Here is an 18,266-nt window from a genome sequence, read left to right on the forward strand (position 1 = left end):
TAGCATGGAAATCAGGCAGAAGGGATGCGTTGTGACAGGCGCAGGCAGCGGAATCGGTCGAGGAATTGCTTTGGCGCTTGCCGATGCCGGTGCTCGTGGTGTCGTGGTCGCTGACGTGCAACTCGATCGGGCCGAAGCGGTTTGCTCCGAACTTGAAGCGAAGGGGACGATGGCCCGTCCCTTTCTCTGCGATGTGCGCCGCTCCGAATCGGTTGAGCAGTTGGCCGAGATGGCGTGGCGCGAGTTGGGACACGTTGAAATCCTCTGCAACAATGCAGGCGTTATCGCGACAGGCGCTGGATTTGATGCGACCGACGACGATTTGCGTTGGCAGTTCGAGGTGAATGTGTATGGCGTATTCAACGGTTGTCGCGCGTTCGGCAGGCGCTTCCTGGCCAGCGGCACGAAAGCCTGGATCTGCAATACGGCCTCGCATCACGCGGTGGGTACGCCGACCAAAGGTGTCGCGACCTATGTCGCCACGAAGCATGCGGTACTCGGCTTCGCCGACGCATTTCGCCTGGAATACGGCGAGAGCATTGGCTTCAGCGTGTTGTGTCCGGGCATCATCAACACGGATTTGTGGGACGCCGGGCGTAATCGTCCGGCGGAACTCGGCAGCGCATTCGAGGGCAGCGATCAGAACCATGCAGCACTCGAGGCTTATGGGATGAGCCCGGAGACCGTCGGAAAACTTGTGGTCAAGGGGATCCAGACGGAGGAGTTTTTCATCTGGACACACCCTTATTCGATGGAGCTGATCGAAAAGCGCTACCGCGAGGGACGCGACTCGATCCAGCGACAATGGCCGGATGGGCCGCTTCCGATGCATAAGCGCACGCCGGGAAAGGTCTGAAACACATCGCAGAAAGGAATTCAGGTGAAGGATCTCGAGAAGAAGGTTGCTATCGTGCTCGGCGCATCGACGCCAGGTGGAATGGGTGAAGCCATGGCGCGGCGCCTGACTGCATCAGGTGCAAAGGTCGTTGTTTCGGGGTTAGGTGCCGAACACCTGCACCTTCTGGCAGGGGAAATCGGCGGCTTGGCGCTTGAAGCGGATATTACTGACCAGCGAAGGATTGCGGATCTGGTTGCGCACACAAAGGATACCTACGGTCGTCTTGACATCGCAGTCAATGCGGCCGGGTTCGCGCCTCGCATCCCGTTCAAGGACCTGACGGAAGAGCATTTGATGCATATGGCGAAGATGCATTTCATCGGGCCGGCCATGTTCATCAAGCATGTCGCTGAGGTTATCGTCGATGGTGGGGCCATCGTCAATATCTCCTCTCTGTCGGCCTATGATCCATTGTCAGGAATCGTCGGTTACGCAGCGTCGAAGCGGGCCGGCGATCGCGTCGTCCAGGGCGCCGCGGTGGAATATCGCCACAAACGCTTGCGAATCAATGGGATTATCCCGTCGCTGGTGCCGACGGAACTTTCGCGCAAAGGGGTGCGCGATTTCGGGATGGACCCGGACGCTTTCGAGAAAAGTTTCGTCGATCTGACGCCGCTGGGCAGGATTACCCGCCCGGACGACATCGCTGCAATGACCTATATGCTGGTGCGTGATGAATTCTTCGAGACGGGGCAGATCTTCAACTATAGCGGTGGCAATTCGCTGTTGGGCCATCCACGGTTTCTGGCCTGATGTTGTTGCAGCTTTCGTCATATGCGCAATGACCCGCGGCCGCCCCGCGTTGATGCGAAGGAATTTTCTGCGCTGTCTGTCGGCCCGGCCACTATCCCGCGGCATGTGTGCGGGTACCCGGGCCCGAGGATGCGCGTCATGCGACGTGTCCAATCGGGGTCGCCGTACAGTACATCCAGACGGCTCCGATGATCGAACCCGTGGTTCAGTATGAATCTGCTTAAGGATCTCTCAAATGCATAGCCAACAGGTTGTCCCGGATATTCCAGCGAATCTGATCACGGATTTTGACTATTTTGCTGTCGAACCTGTGAATGACGATATTCACTTGGGTTGGAAGCGGTTGCACGAGGGGCCGGAAATTTTTTATACACCGCGCAATGAGGGGCATTGGGTGTTCACGCGGGCTGAAGATATAGCCGAGGGCTGGCGTGATACCGAGCACTTTTCGAATAAGGGTGTTGCCATGTCTCGTGAGGAGCGGGATATGAGGTTCTTTCCGGGGGAGGCGGATCTGCCGGAGCATGCCGACTATCGGGGGTTGCTGCAGCCGTTCTTTTCGCCGAAATCTGTGCAGCAGCTTGAAGAAAAGATGCGTGGCCTGAGTCGACAGTTGATTGATGGATTTATCGAGCAGGGCGGGTGCGAGTTCCAGACCCAGTTTGCGCAGCGGATGCCAATCTATACGTTCCTTACGATGATGCAACTGCCGCTGGAACACGCCGAGCTGTTGCTACCCGCTGCGGACTGGCTTAGCCGGGATCCCGATCCTGAGTCGTTCATGCGCGCCGTGCACACGATGATGGCCTATCTCCAGGACCGCATTGCCGAGCGTGAGGGGCAGACGGGTGACGATTTCATCAGTTATCTTCTGGGAGCGCGCATTGATGATCGTCAGCTGACGCAAGTCGAGGTGCTGAGCATGACGGCCAACGTGATGTTTGGTGGCCTCGATACCGTGGTTTCGTCAATGGGATTCTTCATGAATTTTCTGGCACGCAATCCGGAACATTGCAGGCAACTCGTCGCGGAGCCCGCCTTGATTCCGGACGCGGTGGAGGAACTGTTGCGGCGACACGGCATTGCCAACTTCGGGCGTATGGTCACCAAGGACTTCGAATACAAGGGTCTTCCAATGCGCAAAGGCGACCTGGTGCTACTGCCGGCTGCGCTTTACAACCTTGACGAGCACCGTTTTCAGGACCCCATGACGGTCAACTTTCGCCGGCAAAACAAAGTTCACGGCGGCTTCGGGACGGGTATCCATCGATGCCTGGGGGCGCAACTCGCCCGCGTCGAACTGCGTGTTCTTCTGCAGGAATGGCTGCAGCGGATCCCGCATTTCGAGATTTCGGGTGACTCACAGGTGGTCGTCAAATCGGGTCGCATCAATGCGATCAAACAGTTGCCACTGCGGTGGGAAGTGCGCAAATAGATGCGCGACAATTGAGGAGATTTCAACGCGATTTATACCTGTGATGCATTGGGTGTAACTGGACCAGTTCGGGTTGGTTGTCCGGCTGCCAGCGGCGTGAGTTCCTGTTTCGTTACTCAGTTCACGGGGTTTACGCTGCACAGCACTGGCATTCGTTGGACGCCGAGCGCAGCGAGCCAGAGGGAGATCCTAGTGCGCGTCATTATGACCGACGAGACCGGCACGGGTGAAATCATAGAGCCCTCTCCCTGGTCGGTTCGCCGCAAAACGAGCGGTATCCCGGCAGACATGCAACAGGTGATATAGGCGCGGTGGTTGGGTACGCGTTCGAGGGAATCGATTCGGATCAGAGCATAGCGTACACAGCAGGCTTTACCGTAGTTCCTCCTCGCCTATGCGGGTACGATTCTTCCTGTTTCGTTGTCGACCGGCGTCCTGTGTTCGTGCCATGGCTTCCCGAATCCCTTCGTCGAAAGTCGCCGTGGTCGCTACGTGTCGATGGGCAACGCTTATGAGCCAGCCTCGATTCGTTCTGCACCAGCGTATCAGACCTTGATCATAGAGGTTAGAAAACCACCGCCACACTGCGGCGTCTTCGGCGTTTGCACACGCCGCGGCCTCCTTGCGCGCGTTCGCATCGAAATGAGCGCCTTCAGTCATACCTTCTTCCCGATGTTTGGGGTTACCCTGCTATTCGAGGTTCGCCCGCAGTTCAGGCACGATGGTGAACAGATCGCCCACCAGACCGTAGTCGGCGACGCTGAAAATCGGCGCTTCCGGGTCCTTGTTGATCGCCACGATCACCTTCGAGTCCTTCATCCCCGCCAGATGCTGGATTGCGCCCGAGATGCCGACCGCCACATACAGCTGCGGCGCGACGATCTTGCCGGTCTGGCCCACCTGGTAGTCGTTCGGCACGAAGCCGGCGTCCACTGCGGCACGCGATGCGCCCAGCGCTGCGTTCAGCTTGTCCGCCAGCGGCTCGAGCACCTTCGTGTAGTTCTCGCCGCTGCCCAGACCCCGGCCACCCGACACGATGATGTGCGCTGCAGTCAGCTCCGGACGGTCCAGCTTCGTCACTTCGCGGCTCACGAACTGCGACAGGCCGCTGTCGGCCGCCGCTTCGATCTTCTCGACCGCTGCGCTGCCGCCTTCGGCTGCCACCGGGTCGAAACCGGTCGTGCGCACTGTGATGACCTTGATCGGGTCTGCGGACTGCACCGTGGCGATCGCGTTGCCCGCGTAGATCGGGCGTTCGAACGTGTCCGCGGAATCCACGGCGGTGATGTCGCTGATCTGCGCGACATCCAGCTTCGCCGCGATACGCGGCGCGATGTTCTTGCCCGAAGCCGTGGCCGGCGCGAGGATGTGTGAGTAGTTTTTCGCGATGTTCAGCACCGTCGCTTCGACGTTTTCCGCCAGACCTGCTTCCAGTTGCGGCGCATCGGCCAGCAGCACTTTCGATACGCCTGCGATTTTCGCTGCCGCTTCAGCCGCGCCCTGCGCGTTGTGACCCGCGACCAGCACGTGGATGTCGCCGCCGATCTTTTGCGCCGCTGCAACCGTGTTCAGCGTCGCCGCCTTGATCGACGCACTGTCGTGTTCCGCTATTACCAGATTCGTCATTTCTTCCGTCTCCTGTGTCGACCAGAGTTAGCGCTTTAGCGTGTCGACCAGAGTTGGCGCTTTAGCGCCTACTTTGGTCCCATGCAGAGCACTTACTCTGGTCCCATGTCCTTAAAGCACCTTGGCTTCGGTCTTCAGCTTCTCGACCAGCGTCTTCACATCCGGCACCTTCACGCCGGCGCTGCGCTTCGGCGGCTCCACCACCTTCAGCGTCTTCAGACGCGGCGTCACATCGACACCGAGGTCCTCGGGCTTGAGCGTCTCCAGCGGCTTTTTCTTCGCCTTCATGATGTTGGGCAGCGTCACGTAGCGCGGCTCATTGAGGCGCAGGTCGGTGGTGATCACCGCCGGCAGCGTCAGCGACAGCGTTTCCGCGCCGCCATCCACTTCACGCGACACCGTGGCCTTGCCATCCGCCACCACCACTTTCGACGCGAACGTCGCCTGCGGCAGGTTCGCCAGCGCGGCGAGCATCTGGCCGGTCTGGTTCGAGTCGTCGTCGATGGCCTGCTTGCCGAGAATCACGAGCGAAGGCTGTTCCTTGTCGACCAGCGCCTTCAGCAGCTTGGCCACCGCCAGCGGCTGCAGGTCTTCGTTCGACTCGATCAGGACCGCGCGGTCTGCGCCGATCGCCAGCGCCGTGCGCAGCGTTTCCTGCGACTGCGTGATACCACAGGACACGGCGATCACTTCAGTCGCCACGCCCGCTTCCTTCAGACGCACGGCTTCCTCCACCGCGATCTCGTCGAACGGGTTCATCGACATCTTCACATTGGCAATGTCGACGCCCGTGTTGTCCGACTTCACAGTGACCTTCACATTCGCATCGACGACTCTCTTCACTGCCACGAAGATCTTCACGTTTTCTCTCCTTACGTACGATGACTACCAGGTTCTGTGCCGATTCTTGCGCCTTGCTGGTCGGTCCCATGGGCCATGCGAGCTCAGCCGATCGACATATGAACGGCCGCCGACATTTTCGCGAGGATCCGCTCGGGCGCCTGGCTCGCTAAATCAAAACTGCCTTATTTGACTGCGAGAGTGCCGGAGCTCGCACGAGTCTTCATGAGCGTATTCGATAGTGGGCCCCGGACAGCCTCCCCACTCATGAGCCTGAATATAGCTGATTGAGGATCAGTTATGCAACGACTGTGCCCTGAAAATGATCATCTTACGGGTATCCCCTATACCGATTCGTTAGACTCGAATTTGCTGTGTAATACATAAAAAATACCATAAAAACAATGTGATACGTCGCGTTTCAGTATAGGTCTGCAGATTGATCGGTGAGAAATCTCCTATTGACACCCCACAAAAACGCAAAATAAACTGACGATGTGTCATGAAATTATGGCGGCTGCGGGTGGCAGATTGTATTGTCTGTCGTGGTGGGTGTCAGACGTGGGAAAAGGCAGCGAGTGGTCAGCGATGACGCAGGTACTTCGCCGCGTATCCAGCGGGCTAAGAACCGGAGTCCCGAGGGCGCCCGGGTGTGCGATCAGGCTGCGACTGCGAAGTAATGGTTAGTTGCCTGGAGCGCTGCAGTACGCCATTTACCCGATTTGCCGCCGCCCGATCGTTGCGAACCGGCACGGAAATGGCGAACAAATAAACTAAATCAGGAGACAGGAATGAAACCTTGGCAGGCAAGTAGGCGCACATCGTTACGAATCCCGTGTTCGACCGCAGTCGTCTGTCTGGCACTGACCGGTGGACTTCGTTCCGTGCAGGCGGTCGAGTTACCGCTCGATCCCGACTGGGTTGTCAATTGGGACAACACGGTGACATACAACCTCGGGGTGCGTGCTCACGGCATCAATCCGGGGATCGGCAACAATCCGGTTTTTGCGGAGTCCGATTACAAGTTTGCGCATGCCGGCGATATCGTCACGAACCGTGTCAGTGACCTCTCCGAGTTCGATGCGGTTTACAACGACAAATACGGCTTTCGGGTAAGCGCGTCGATATTCAAGGATTTTGCGTACGACAATAATGTCAACACGAACCCCGGCAACTTCGCACCCGGCGTTCCATACTCGTCGTTGTTTTCGTATGCAAACAACCGGTATACGAGTTACACCACCCGGTACTACGAGCAGGGAATACAGTTGCTCGACGCGTTCGCATTTGGCCGTTTTGACATTGGAGGACACAGCACGACCGTCAAGGTTGGTCAGTTGACGGAATTCTGGGGAAACGCACTGTTCTTCGGCGCTCAGGGTATCTCCTATTCGCAGAATGCCGCTGACAATATCAAGGGATCGAGTCAACCCGGTTCGCTCGCCAAAGAACTGGCGCTTCCACGACCGCAACTTCTGGTAAGTACCCAGGTCACGCCGACGTTCACGTTAGAAGGTCAGTACCTGTTCGAGCGGGTTCACAACCTGAACCCGGAAGGTGGAACCTATCTGGGCACCGCTGGGTTTCTGTTCAATGGACCCCAGTTTCTAGGCGGCTCCATTCCTCGCGGTTCGGACTTTGCGCCGAGTAACACCAATCCCAACTATGGTTTCAAGGCTTCCTGGAGTCCCGACTGGTTACGCGGCACGCTTGACGCGTACTATCGTCGCTTTGATGAGGTGCAACCTTGGGCGCCGCTGTTCGGCGAGAATCCCGCAACCGGGGCAACGAACTATCACCTCGCCTACGCGACCGACGTACATCTTTACGGACTGAGTCTCGAAAAGCAGATCGGAAACTATAGTACGGGCTTTGAGGTCTCGTATCGTCAGCACACGGCACTCAACAGCGCAACTGGGCCCCTTCCGGGCGACCTCGCCGGCTCTGCGGGTGCCCGGGGCGATACGATCAACGTAATTGCGAATGTCATTGCCGGGCTTACGCGGACGCCGCTTTGGCAGACTGGCTCCGTAACTGCGGAAATCGCAGCAACGCATCTGACATCGATTACCAGTAACGGCGCTTTGTACAACGGAACAGGCAACCCGCTGGGATGCCCGACCGGAAACAAGTGGGATGGATGTTCCACGCGAAACTCGGTTTCGGTCGCAGCCCTGTTCGACCCTACCTGGCTGCAAGTATTCCCTAACGTCGATATCGACATGCCCCTATTTGTGGAATATGGCATCTACGGGAACACCGCTAGCCTCGGGAATTCGGTGAATCAGGGTGCAATTATCTATACAGCAGGTATTCATGCGTTAATAAAAAACAAATACAACGTCACGCTTCAGTATAACGGCTATCACGCTCACACAAATGGCGGCACCACTTCGGTTAATGGAGGAGCTGCGTCCTTCTATACGAGCGGCAATGGGACCTATTTCTACAACGACAGGGGATGGGTATCACTCACATTTCAGGCGGCATTCTAGATGGCTAGTGCTACCCCGCCGGTTATATGCGGTGGCAGGTGGCGTCAATCAAAGTGCACCAGCCCAAACGTACGTATATGAACTTAGAGAATATTAGTGATGTGATGCGGGAGATGGTGGACTTGCGCGCCAGACCATCCATGCAGGAGGCCGAAGAGGCCGTCCGTGTCTTGATCAGGTGGGCGGGAGACAACCTTGCGCGGGAGGGTTTGCTCGATACTCCGGCACGGGTGGTTCGCTCGTATAAGGAGTTTTTCGCAGGATATCAGGCAGATCCGCGTGAATTGCTGATGCGTACGTTTTCCGAAGTCGACGGTTACGACGAGATGATTGTCCTGAAGAACATCCGGTTTGAGAGCTATTGTGAGCACCACATGGTGCCAATCATCGGCTGCGCGCATGTGGCATACCTTCCTGAGCACCGCGTGGTCGGCATTTCCAAACTCGCGCGACTTGTCGATGCTTTTGCGAAGCGATTGCAGATCCAGGAAAAGATGACGGTGCAGATTGCCGATACTCTGAACGAGGTTCTGCAACCGAAGGGCGTTGCGGTGATGCTCGAAGCGGCGCACCAGTGCATGTCGACGCGAGGGGTCCAAAAGGCAGGCACGGACATGGTCACTTCCCGCATGCTTGGTGCGTTCCGTACGGATCCTTCCACGCGCCGCGAATTCCTTTCGATAGTCCGCAAGGAATAGATTACCGCTTCATTTAAGAAGTGAGGCCCATTGATGAGGTTTTCATGAGTCTGCTGCTGGTTGAAAAGCGTGGCCACGTTGCGCTACTTACGTTAAATCGTCCCGAGTCCATGAACGCGCTGGGTGCGATTGGAGACGGGGAGGCCATTCGTGGGGTTTGTGACGAAATCAATCGTGACCGCGATATTCGCTGCGCCGTATTAACTGGTGCGGGGCGCTCCTTTTCCGCTGGCGGCGACGTAAAGTCCATGCTTGAAAAGAAGGGGGCATTCGCGGGTAATGGGGTCGATATTCGAGAAGGGTACCGACGAGAGTTTCACGCGCTGAGCAGTGCGATTTACGGTCTTGAGATGCCGTTGATTGCTGCTGTCAATGGCGCTGCTGTTGGCCTCGGCTGTGACCTCGCGTGTCTCGCTGATATTCGCATTGCTTCGGATGACGCGCGCTTTGGGGTGACGTTTCTAAAAGTTGGCTTGATCCCAGGCGATGGCGGAAGCTGGCTGCTTCAACGTGTCGTCGGATACAGCCGGGCTGCCGAGATGCTCTATACCGGAAAGCTGATCGATGCGGCAACCGCCTCGGAGTGGGGCCTTGTTTCGCAGGTCGCTCCGGGCGCAGAACTGCTGGATGCGGCGTTCCAACTTGCACAGCACATCGCGGCGCAGCCGCCACACGCGTTGCGCGTCGCCAAGAGTTTGATGCGCCACGGCCGCGCCGCTTCGTATGAAGCGGTAATGGAAATGTCCGCAACGGCGCAGGCATTGTGTCACCTGACCGATGATCACATCGAGGGGGTGAGTGCGCTGATCGAAAAGCGGGCTCCTACTTTTCGCGGAAAGTAGTCTCTCGCGCACATGGCGGAAGCGTGCGGGAATCGGCATTTGGCACATCGACTGAAAGATGACGGATCATCACTTAAAAATTACTGAGGCATTAATTTAGGGAGATTGCTAGTCGATATTTTCAAATAAATGACGTATAGTCAGTTTAGTAGAGGCCGGATTCGGTCGCCGGAAGGAGGCGGCGACCTTGGGGTTGTCCGCGCACTCCCGGTGGGCGGAGTGCGTGAGCGGAATCGAGAGTCGGAGACGAAAAAAGAGGAGTGTCGGCTACGGCTGTCACTACCCGGTAGCAAATCCATGGAGGAGCAGGCAATGAAACGGAAGATATGGTTTTTGGTCGCACTTTTCGCTGGCCTGCAGGGCGGCGGCACGGCGTTCGCGGCCGTCGACGCTGACGCAGCGAAGAGTCTTGGTACAACGTTGACGGATTTCGGTGCAGAGAAAGCGGGCAACGCCGACGGGTCAATCCCGGCCTACAGCGGGGGGCTGACGGAGCCCGGTCCAGGGTACAAGGCCGGCAGCACCGTTTATCCCGATCCATTCGCCAGCGAAAAGCCGATCTTCACGATCGACGCAAAGAACATGGCGGAGCATGAGTCCAACCTCAGCGCGGGTCAGATCGCGATGTTCAAGAAATATCCGGACTATCGGATGGAAGTGTATCCGACACATCGCACCGCACCCTATCCGGATTGGGTGCTGAAGAACTCGTCGGCGAACGCCACCAAGGCGCATCTCGTCGGCTCGATTGAGGGGGATGGCGTAAGTGGTGCCTACGGCGGCATTCCATTTCCGATACCGAAGAATGGCTACGAGGTAATGTGGAATTTTTATCTTCACTGGATGTCAGCTGGCCGCATTGTGCGCAACGAATCATATCTTGTGGAACCAGACGGGGGTCGTACTCTGCTGGGCACTTTCACGGGCACGTATTGCAATCAGTATTACGACCCGAGCGCAACGAGTGTCCCCGACCTGTACTACCTCAAGCAGTTGGAGGTAGGAAATGCGCCGTCCTCACAGGTAGGCTATAACCTCATCCTCTCCTATTCGCTCAACTATAGCCAGGCCGATATCCTGAACTGGCTCTACACGCCCGGTCAGCGTCGTGTGCGTACAGCGCCGGAATTTACGTATGACACGCCTGCGGCGAACTTCGATGGCGCCCTGACCTACGACGAAGTGGGCATGTTCTCCGGGCGCATGGACCGGTTCGACTTCAAGCTCATCGGCAAGAAGGAGATCTATATTCCCTACAACGTCTATAAGCCGTACATGCCATCTACTCCTGTACAAGGCTTTCTCACCGGAAAATTTCCGAACCCGGATATGGTTCGCTTCGAGAAGCACCGCGTCTGGGTGGTGGAGGCTACGCTGAAGTCGGGGCAACGGCACATCATGTCGCGCAGGACCTTCTACGTCGATGAAGATTCGTGGATTCTCGACGAAGTTGATGAGTACGACCACGCCGGGCAGTTGTACCGGATCGGCATCGATTTCCCATCCGTAATCTACGACCCCGCCGCATCGTATCTCACTGATGCCCGATACGCCTTTGTGGATTTAACCAAGGGGTCGTACTTTTTCGGCGGTGAATTTGGCACTGGGTATGAGAAGAGTGGCCCAAAGTTGCCTGATACGTCGCGCTTTACGCCGTCCGGTCTTATGAACGCGGGCGTGCGCTAGGAGTGTGAAGCGCGAGCTATTCATGTTTAGGGGCGGCAGCACGCAACGTCGACGCTGGCACCGGCACTCCGGAGTACCTGATGAAAAAATTATGGTCGTACTTTGCCGCTTCGACAGTGGCCGTCCTTCTCTCGATTCTGGTATACGCGCAAGCAGATAAAAAAGCGTTCCAGGACCCACTGGATGTCCCTGCGGTCCAGCAGTTCGGCTTCCGTGGAATAACGAGCCAGCCTTTGATGGCAATCACGAATACGGGCACCAGGGTCGTGGCTGTCGGGTTGCGTGGCCTGATCATCTTTTCAGACGATAAAGGCCGATCGTGGCACCAGGCCCGAGTTCCAGTGCAGACCGATCTGGTAGCCGTGCAGTTCGTGAATCCAGATCAGGGATGGGCGACGGGTCACGATGCCGTCATTCTGCACACGGAAGACGGCGGCCAAACGTGGACGAAGCAGTTCGACAACCGCGTGGCAGTTGTCACGTTTCCTGCGTACTACAGAAAGAGAATTGCTTCGGGCGATACTTCCGCAGCGCCGTTTCTCAAGGAAGTGCAACTCAATACCCAAGGCGATACTTCGTTGCCGTTTCTAAGTGTCTACTTTGCCGATCCCCGGCACGGGATCGCGGTCGGATCCTTTGGCATGATCGTGGCCACGGATGATGGCGGCAAGCATTGGCTGCCGTGGCTGGATCGCATAGATAACAAGGACTTTCTGAATCTAAACGTGATCAGGAAGATAGGCAACGATCTTGTCATTGCCGGTGAGCAGGGCGGCGTGTACCGCTACGACGAGGAGCGGCAATCGTTCATTGCGGTGTCGGCGCGGTACAAGGGGAGCTTCTTCGATGTCGCTGGAACGGACGGCTTCATGGTGGCAGCCGGATTGCGCGGAACGGTCTATCGAAGCGTCGACCGGGGCGCCACCTGGCAGCATGTCGACACACCCGTGAAGGACAGCTTCACGACCGCAGCGATAGTCGACGGCATGACTGTTCTGGGCAGCTCTGCGGGTAGCTTGCTGGTAAGCCGGGATCAGGGGCTGACGTTCCAGACGCAGGCAGTCTCACATCCCATGTTTTTTACAGCCATCGATGCGCTCGGTCCTCGATCCCTGGTCCTCGCAGGTTTGCAAGGCATCGATGTGGAGCAGGTAGGCATAGAACGCACAGCGACGTCTAATGAGGTTTCGCAATGAATCAATCCGATCGGACGGAAGCATCGGCCGAGCAAACGGTCACGAGGCGGCTCGAAGAGTTTGATTCGCGCTCCGGCAATGTCCTTGAACGCCTGATCTTCAACAATCGCCTCGCCATTGTTCTGATTTGCCTGTTGCTAACCGCCTTGCTGGGTTCGCAGGCGATACGCCTGAAGGTCAACGCGAGCTTCGAGAAGACGCTGGCCCAATCGCAACCCTTCATCCGGAACTATCTCGACAACAGGAACATTGCTCGCGGACTCGGTAACACCGTGCGCATCGTGGTCGAGAACAGGAAGGGCGACATATACGACCCGGAGTACCTGCGTACGCTGCGTGAAATCAACGACGCGGTGTTTCTGATGCCGGGGGTGGACCGGCTGTTCATGAAGTCTCTCTGGACACCATCGGTGCGGTGGACGCAGATTACGGAGGAGGGCTATCGCGGCGGTGCGGTCATGCCGCAGGACTACACCGGTTCGCCCGCATCGCTGGAGCAGCTCAAGCGTAACGTGTTGCTGGCTGGGATTGTCGGCAGTGTGGTGTCGAACGATCAGCACTCGAGCATGATCGTGGTGCCGCTGATAGAAAAGAACGCGGTGACCGGCGAGCCGCTGGATTATGAAGCCCTTTCGAGGGATCTGGATAGACAGGTGCTCTCCCATCAGTCGGACCGGATTGGCATTCATATTACTGGATTCGCGAGGCTGGTCGGCGACCTGATAGACGGCATCGGCAAGATGAGCCGGTACTTTGTCGTTGCGGCGATGGTTGCGGCTGCTGCGATCCTTTTCTATACGCGCTGTGTGCGCAGCACGGTGCTCGTGCTGGTCTGTTCACTGACCGCGGTCGTCTGGCAGCTCGGAATCGTCAATCTGCTTGGCTTCTCACTGGATCCCTATTCGGTGCTGGTTCCCTTCCTGGTGTTTGCCATTGGCGTTTCGCATGGCGCGCAGAAGATGAACGGGATCATGCAGGATGTTGGCCGTGGAATGCACAAATATGTGGCCGCGCGCTATACGTTCCGACGGTTGTTTCTCGCGGGGCTCACTGCGCTATTGGCGGATGCGGTCGGATTTGGGATTCTGACGATCATCGATATTCCGGTGATTCGCGATCTCGCCATGACGGCAAGCATCGGTGTCGGCCTGCTGATTTTTACCAACCTCGTTCTTCTACCGGTGGTTCTGTCCTTCACGGGAGTAAGTCGTGCCGCAGCGAATCGTAGTCTGCGCGCTCAGCAACTGTCTGTCGAAAATCCGGTCTTCCCGGATCGCCTTTGGAGCTTCCTCGATCGGTTCACGACGCGCCGCTGGGCGGCGGGAGCACTCATCGTTGCTGCTGGATTGACCATAGCCGGATTTGTAGTTGGTCTGAACCTGCAAACTGGTGATCTTGATCCCGGCGCTCCTGAACTGCGTACGGACTCACGCTATAACCGGGACAACGCTTTCATTTCGCGTAAGTTCGGCTTGTCAAGCGACGTCTTTGCGGTAATCGTCAAGACGAAGCCCGACGGCATGAGCAGCTTTCCCACGCTGACAGAGGAAGATCGCCTTGAACAGCAGCTCCGCGCGCTACCCTTTGTGCAGGGTACGATGTCCGCGGCCGACATGGCGCGTTATGGGACGTCTGGCATCAATGAAGGTAGCCCGAAGTGGTTCACCTTGAGCCGTCAGGCTTCGTTGTCGTCCCAGGCAACGTTCGACCTGAAGACGAACGATCCGGGACTGATGAATGCTGACAGTACGGCGGGAACTGTGATTGCATATCTGGCGGATCACAGGGCGACTACCTTGGATCAGGTGGTGAAGGTTACCGACTCATTCGCCAGATCGCATAGCAACGGCGACCGTCAGTTCCTGCTTGCCGCCGGCAGCGCCGGCATCGAGGCGGCAACCAACATCGCAGTCCTGCAGGCTAATGAGCGCATGCTGGCGTTCGTGTATGCAGCAGTCATCCTGCTCTGCCTGATTACCTTTCGTAGCTGGCGCGCCACCATTGTCGCGGTCATACCCCTTGTCGTGACGTCGGTTCTGTGTCAGGCACTGATGGTAATACTTGGGATTGGCGTCAAGGTTGCCACATTGCCAGTCGTCGCGCTGGGCGTGGGCATCGGCGTGGATTATGCGCTGTACCTGCTAAGCGTCCAGCTTGCGCAGCAGCGAGCTGGAATGGATCTGCCAACGGCCTACCGGACGGCAGTTGGATTTACCGGAAAGGTAGTGGCTCTGGTAGGCGTGACCCTGGCCGCGGGTGTCATCACCTGGGCGTGGTCGCCAATCAAGTTCCAGGCGGACATGGGGATCCTGTTGACCTTCATGTTTATCTGGAACATGGTGGGTGCGCTGGTCCTGATTCCTTCGTTGTCCCATTTCCTGCTGCGCAACGTGTCGGTTCGGGCGGTGGAAAAAAAAACGCGGTGCAAGCTGGGATCTGAGAAGCAGGTACGGGCCTGAGCGCATCCTGCGCGGTGCGGAATGTATCCCCCCTGAAGCTTTGTCGTGCGGACAGGAAGGCGTATGCGATGTGCCCATCTGTCGAGCAACCCGTCCGCCCCGCCAATTCATGCGGGTTCGCTGTGGCTGGACCCGGTACGGCGGCAGCCGCCATGGTGGAACGAGCTTGAGTCCGAGGCGGACGTTGTGGATGTCGGGATCTCCGTTGACCCAGACCAGTTGGAAATGACTGGGAGGAGAATTGAGTCTCACCGGCGGTTTATGCGCGATCTCGATGCAGTACGCGCGCGTTCGATGTCATGGCTGGGTTTCCTTGAAGAGATAAAGTCGTACTGGAGCAATGATTCGACGTTATGTCAGTTGATCGATAACAGCTGACTGGGTGTCGAGGCCGCCTATGAGCGCTTCTGGAAGCTGTTCAGAATTTGGCCCAATGTCAGGGTGGAAAACGTGCGTTGGTGGCCATTCGGGGAGGGCGTCATCCAGCGTATGGGGTATCGCTTTACGACTCACGGCGACGTACAACTCTGGTGTCCTGGATTTGCCCTGCTGTTTGTAGAAAATCACAAGATCGTGCGATGGGAGGATTACTTTGATTCCTATAGCTGCAGCCCGATCCTGCGAATGGCCCTCGGGGAGACCCGGCGTCCAGAGAAATCGCGCCGGCAGCCTCCCTTTCGGTGATAGGTCGAGCGGGCGTCAGGGGCGCTCGAAGATAGCAGCGAGACCTTGGCCACCGCCGATACACATGGTTTCAAGCCCGTATCGGCCACGGCGTCGTTTCAGTTCGTGCAGCAGCGTGGCGAGCATCCGTACGCCAGTCGCGCCAATCGGGTGCCCAAGCGAGATTCCGCCGCCGTTGACATTGAGCTTGTCAACGTCATGCCAGTCCCATGCCTTGAGCACGGACAGAACCTGCGCAGCGAACGCCTCGTTGAGTTCGACGACATCCATCCTGTCGAGCGTGAACCCTGTTCGAGCAAGCAGCTTGCTGACCGCCGGTACGGGACCAATCCCCATTGTCGCCGGATGACACCCTGAGGCTGCCCATCCACTCAGGAACGCCATAGGTTCAAGCCCCAGGGACGCCAGACGATCCTCCGCGACGATCAGGCAGGCTGCTGCGGCGTCGTTCTGCTGACTGGCATTGCCCGCAGTAACCGTACCATCTTTCAGGACAGGTTTCAGGCGAGCCAGAGTTTCCGTGCTTGTGTCTGGGCGGATGCCTTCGTCCCTGCAAAACATCATTGGCTCGCCTTTCTTTTGGGGTACGGGTACCGGCACAACCTCTTCGTCGAAGCGGCCCTCAGCCCACGCGGCCGCTGCACGTCGATGGCTGGAAACTGAAAAATCGTCAGCATCTTCACGAGTAATGCCGTATTCCTTTGCGAGGTTCTCGGCGGTTTCCGGCATGCCGGAAATCACCCCGAAACGCTCTTGCGGCTGTGAGCGTTCCCGTCCCCGTTGCAGCCGATCGTGAAACTTGACTGAGCCGGAGCGGGCGCCCCAGCGCATGTCGGTCGAGTAGTATTCGATGTTGCTCATACTCTCAACCCCAACCACCAGGACTACGTCGGCCGCACGCGTCTGGACCATCATGGCCGCATCGATGATTGCCTGCAGACCCGACCCGCAACGCCTGTCGACCGTGTATCCGGGCACCTCGAGCGGCAGTCCTGCCGCAAGCGCTCCATAACGGCCAAGGCACGGAGCCTCGCTGGACGAATACGACTGCGCGACAATCACTTCGTCGATCGACGCACCGTCGATTGCGCTGCGTTTGAGCACCGCCTGGATGATATGCGTGGTCAACTGGTCGGCATTAAGGGGCCGCAAGCTGCCGCCAAAACTTCCTACAGGGGTGCGAAGCGGCGCGACTACTGCCGCCCGTCTGAGCGCTGTGTTCATGCTGTGAGTCTCCAGTGGGATTTGTGTCCGGTTTGATATAAACTGACGCATCGTCAATTATATGCCGCGCCTGAGCAAATGGGTGACTGGCGCCTGAGGATGACTACCCTTGAAGATTATTGATGCTGGTGAAATCGACTTTGGTGCGCTGGTGCGCCGCGGCGAGACCGTGATGTGGGGGCAGGCTGGCGCCGAGCCCGTGACGTTGACGCGCGCGTTGATGGAGCAGCGTCACCGTGTTGGCCGCCTGCGGGCCTTTATAGGGGCGACATGGTCGGAGACGGCGGATCCGCAATTTACGGATTGCGTGCGCTTCCAGTCCTATTGCGGGGCCGGCGCCAATCGGATTCTTGCAAGGCAGGGAAAGCTCGACGTCGTGCCATGCCACTATTCTCAAATCGGCAACCTGATTTCATCTGAAAAACTAAGGATCGACGTGCTGATGTTGCAACTGGCGCCCGCGGGGCCGGACGGCCGGTACAGTCTTTCGCTGGCTCATGAGTACCTTGTTCCCGCAATCAAACGGGCGAGGCTTGTCATCGCGGAGATCAATCAACTGGCGCCGTGGACGTATGGGCAGCATAGCTTGTCCGCTGATGATATCCACGTTGCTGTCGTGACAGCCAGGCGCCCTCTCGAACCGATACGGAGCGACCCAACGGAGACCGAAAAGGCAGTGGCGCGGCAGGTTTCGGCCGTGATCGAGGACGGCTCGACGCTCCAGTTTGGCATAGGGTCGATCCCGGAGACGGTGCTGAGCGAACTGGGCGACCACCGGGAACTGGGTATCCATACCGGAGCGCTCGTAGACGAGGCCGCGCGATTGATCGAGGCAGGCGTTGTCACGAATGCCCGCAAGACGATCGACGCGGGCACGAGCATCGCAGGGGTGGCGATGGGCAGCCGTGCATTGCATGATTTTGTTCACCGCAACCCGTCGATTCAGTTCCGTTCCGTCTGCTACACGCATGCGGCGGATGTGCTGGCGTCCATCGATCGTTTCGTAGCGGTCAATTCGGCGCTTGAAGTGGACTTGACCGGGCAGATCAATACCGAGGTGGCGCGCGGGATATACGTTGGCGCAGTCGGTGGGGTTCTGGATTTTCTTCGTGGTGCGCATCGGTCCAGAGGCGGTATGCCGATCATCGCATTGCCGTCGACGGCGGACTCCGGCCCGCAGACCGCGAGCCGGATTGTCGGGTCGCTGTCGGGCCCAGCGACCATCCCTCGCGCGGACGCTGGTTTGATCGTTACAGAGCATGGCGTGGCGGATCTGCGCGGACTGTCCCTTGGCGATCGGGCCCGACGCCTGATTTCCATTGCTGCGCCGCAATTCCGCGACGAACTTGAGCGGCATGCCCAAGCCGCGGCACTCGTGTAGACCACGCGCGCGCGCAACTCTATGGTTCTGCGAAACGATTCGCCTCGAC

The 18,266-nt window shown here is 58.0% G+C and carries 13 protein-coding genes; 10 read left to right on the forward strand and 3 right to left on the reverse strand.

The window, feature by feature from the left end; all coding sequences use genetic code 11:
- The first annotated feature begins 4 nt into the window (after positions 1–4).
- The 3 genes from P3T23_RS34220 to P3T23_RS34230 all read left to right on the forward strand — a co-directional run bounded on the left by P3T23_RS34220 (position 5) and on the right by P3T23_RS34230 (position 3,086).
- The gene (locus P3T23_RS34220) at positions 5–856 is read left to right on the forward strand and encodes an SDR family NAD(P)-dependent oxidoreductase (RefSeq protein ID WP_429320497.1); all 852 of its coding nucleotides are present in this window, start codon (positions 5–7) and stop codon (positions 854–856) included.
- A gap of 24 nt (positions 857–880) precedes the next feature.
- Positions 881–1,651 (forward strand): SDR family NAD(P)-dependent oxidoreductase, encoded by a 771-nt coding sequence (locus P3T23_RS34225; RefSeq protein ID WP_429320498.1) that lies wholly within the window; start codon positions 881–883, stop codon positions 1,649–1,651.
- 235 nt (positions 1,652–1,886) lie between these two features.
- Positions 1,887–3,086, forward strand: coding sequence for a cytochrome P450 (locus P3T23_RS34230; protein WP_429320499.1), 1,200 nt, complete (start codon positions 1,887–1,889; stop codon positions 3,084–3,086).
- A gap of 690 nt (positions 3,087–3,776) precedes the next feature.
- Here P3T23_RS34230 and P3T23_RS34235 read toward each other — a convergent pair.
- Positions 3,777–4,712, reverse strand: a complete 936-nt coding sequence (locus tag P3T23_RS34235) for an electron transfer flavoprotein subunit alpha/FixB family protein (protein WP_429320500.1) — start codon at positions 4,710–4,712, stop codon at positions 3,777–3,779.
- A gap of 111 nt (positions 4,713–4,823) precedes the next feature.
- Positions 4,824–5,573 (reverse strand): electron transfer flavoprotein subunit beta/FixA family protein, encoded by a 750-nt coding sequence (locus tag P3T23_RS34240; protein WP_429320501.1) that lies wholly within the window; start codon positions 5,571–5,573, stop codon positions 4,824–4,826.
- A 770-nt stretch (positions 5,574–6,343) separates the two neighbouring features.
- Between P3T23_RS34240 and P3T23_RS34245 the strand changes: the two genes are divergently transcribed.
- The 6 genes from P3T23_RS34245 (at position 6,344) to P3T23_RS34270 (ending at position 14,928) form a co-directional block, all read left to right on the forward strand.
- A complete protein-coding gene (locus P3T23_RS34245) occupies positions 6,344–8,047 on the forward strand; it encodes a DUF1302 domain-containing protein (protein ID WP_429320502.1) in 1,704 nt (567 codons plus the stop codon).
- A 104-nt stretch (positions 8,048–8,151) separates the two neighbouring features.
- Positions 8,152–8,745 carry a GTP cyclohydrolase I FolE gene (folE, locus tag P3T23_RS34250; RefSeq protein ID WP_429320554.1) on the forward strand — a complete coding sequence of 198 codons (594 nt, stop codon included), beginning with the start codon at positions 8,152–8,154 and terminating at the stop codon, positions 8,743–8,745.
- A 44-nt stretch (positions 8,746–8,789) separates the two neighbouring features.
- A complete protein-coding gene (locus P3T23_RS34255) occupies positions 8,790–9,587 on the forward strand; it encodes a crotonase/enoyl-CoA hydratase family protein (protein ID WP_429320503.1) in 798 nt (265 codons plus the stop codon).
- Between the two features lie 312 nt (positions 9,588–9,899).
- Positions 9,900–11,273: a DUF1329 domain-containing protein gene (locus tag P3T23_RS34260; protein ID WP_429320504.1), complete on the forward strand. Its 1,374-nt coding sequence runs from the start codon at positions 9,900–9,902 to the stop codon at positions 11,271–11,273.
- An 80-nt stretch (positions 11,274–11,353) separates the two neighbouring features.
- On the forward strand, positions 11,354–12,469 hold the full coding sequence (locus P3T23_RS34265; RefSeq protein ID WP_429320505.1) for a WD40/YVTN/BNR-like repeat-containing protein: 1,116 nt from the start codon (positions 11,354–11,356) through the stop codon (positions 12,467–12,469).
- Complete coding sequence (locus P3T23_RS34270) at positions 12,466–14,928, forward strand: efflux RND transporter permease subunit (protein WP_429320506.1); 2,463 nt, start codon at positions 12,466–12,468, stop codon at positions 14,926–14,928. Before P3T23_RS34265 ends, P3T23_RS34270 begins: the two co-directional genes overlap by 4 nt.
- 699 nt (positions 14,929–15,627) lie before the next feature.
- On the opposite strand, the gene P3T23_RS34275 is transcribed toward P3T23_RS34270, so the two are convergent.
- Positions 15,628–16,836 (reverse strand): acetyl-CoA C-acetyltransferase, encoded by a 1,209-nt coding sequence (locus P3T23_RS34275; protein ID WP_429320507.1) that lies wholly within the window; start codon positions 16,834–16,836, stop codon positions 15,628–15,630.
- Between the two features lie 109 nt (positions 16,837–16,945).
- Between P3T23_RS34275 and P3T23_RS34280 the strand changes: the two genes are divergently transcribed.
- Positions 16,946–18,217 carry an acetyl-CoA hydrolase/transferase family protein gene (locus P3T23_RS34280; protein WP_429320508.1) on the forward strand — a complete coding sequence of 424 codons (1,272 nt, stop codon included), beginning with the start codon at positions 16,946–16,948 and terminating at the stop codon, positions 18,215–18,217.
- The last annotated feature ends 49 nt before the right edge of the window (positions 18,218–18,266 follow it).

This window comes from Paraburkholderia sp. GAS448 (assembly GCF_050435685.1).
In the GTDB taxonomy this organism is placed as follows: domain Bacteria; phylum Pseudomonadota; class Gammaproteobacteria; order Burkholderiales; family Burkholderiaceae; genus Paraburkholderia.

Excerpts from the sequence above, each read along its gene's own strand:
- P3T23_RS34275 (WP_429320507.1), bottom strand. The coding sequence starts at position 16,836 with ATGAACACAGCGCTCAGACGGGCGGCAGTAGTCGCGCCGCTTCGCACC.
- folE (WP_429320554.1), top strand. The coding sequence starts at position 8,152 with ATGCGGGAGATGGTGGACTTGCGCGCCAGACCATCCATGCAGGAGGCC.
- P3T23_RS34235 (WP_429320500.1), bottom strand. The coding sequence starts at position 4,712 with ATGACGAATCTGGTAATAGCGGAACACGACAGTGCGTCGATCAAGGCG.
- P3T23_RS34265 (WP_429320505.1), top strand. The coding sequence starts at position 11,354 with ATGAAAAAATTATGGTCGTACTTTGCCGCTTCGACAGTGGCCGTCCTT.
- P3T23_RS34260 (WP_429320504.1), top strand. The coding sequence starts at position 9,900 with ATGAAACGGAAGATATGGTTTTTGGTCGCACTTTTCGCTGGCCTGCAG.
- P3T23_RS34220 (WP_429320497.1), top strand. The coding sequence starts at position 5 with ATGGAAATCAGGCAGAAGGGATGCGTTGTGACAGGCGCAGGCAGCGGA.
- P3T23_RS34270 (WP_429320506.1), top strand. The coding sequence starts at position 12,466 with ATGAATCAATCCGATCGGACGGAAGCATCGGCCGAGCAAACGGTCACG.
- P3T23_RS34255 (WP_429320503.1), top strand. The coding sequence starts at position 8,790 with ATGAGTCTGCTGCTGGTTGAAAAGCGTGGCCACGTTGCGCTACTTACG.
- P3T23_RS34230 (WP_429320499.1), top strand. The coding sequence starts at position 1,887 with ATGCATAGCCAACAGGTTGTCCCGGATATTCCAGCGAATCTGATCACG.
- P3T23_RS34245 (WP_429320502.1), top strand. The coding sequence starts at position 6,344 with ATGAAACCTTGGCAGGCAAGTAGGCGCACATCGTTACGAATCCCGTGT.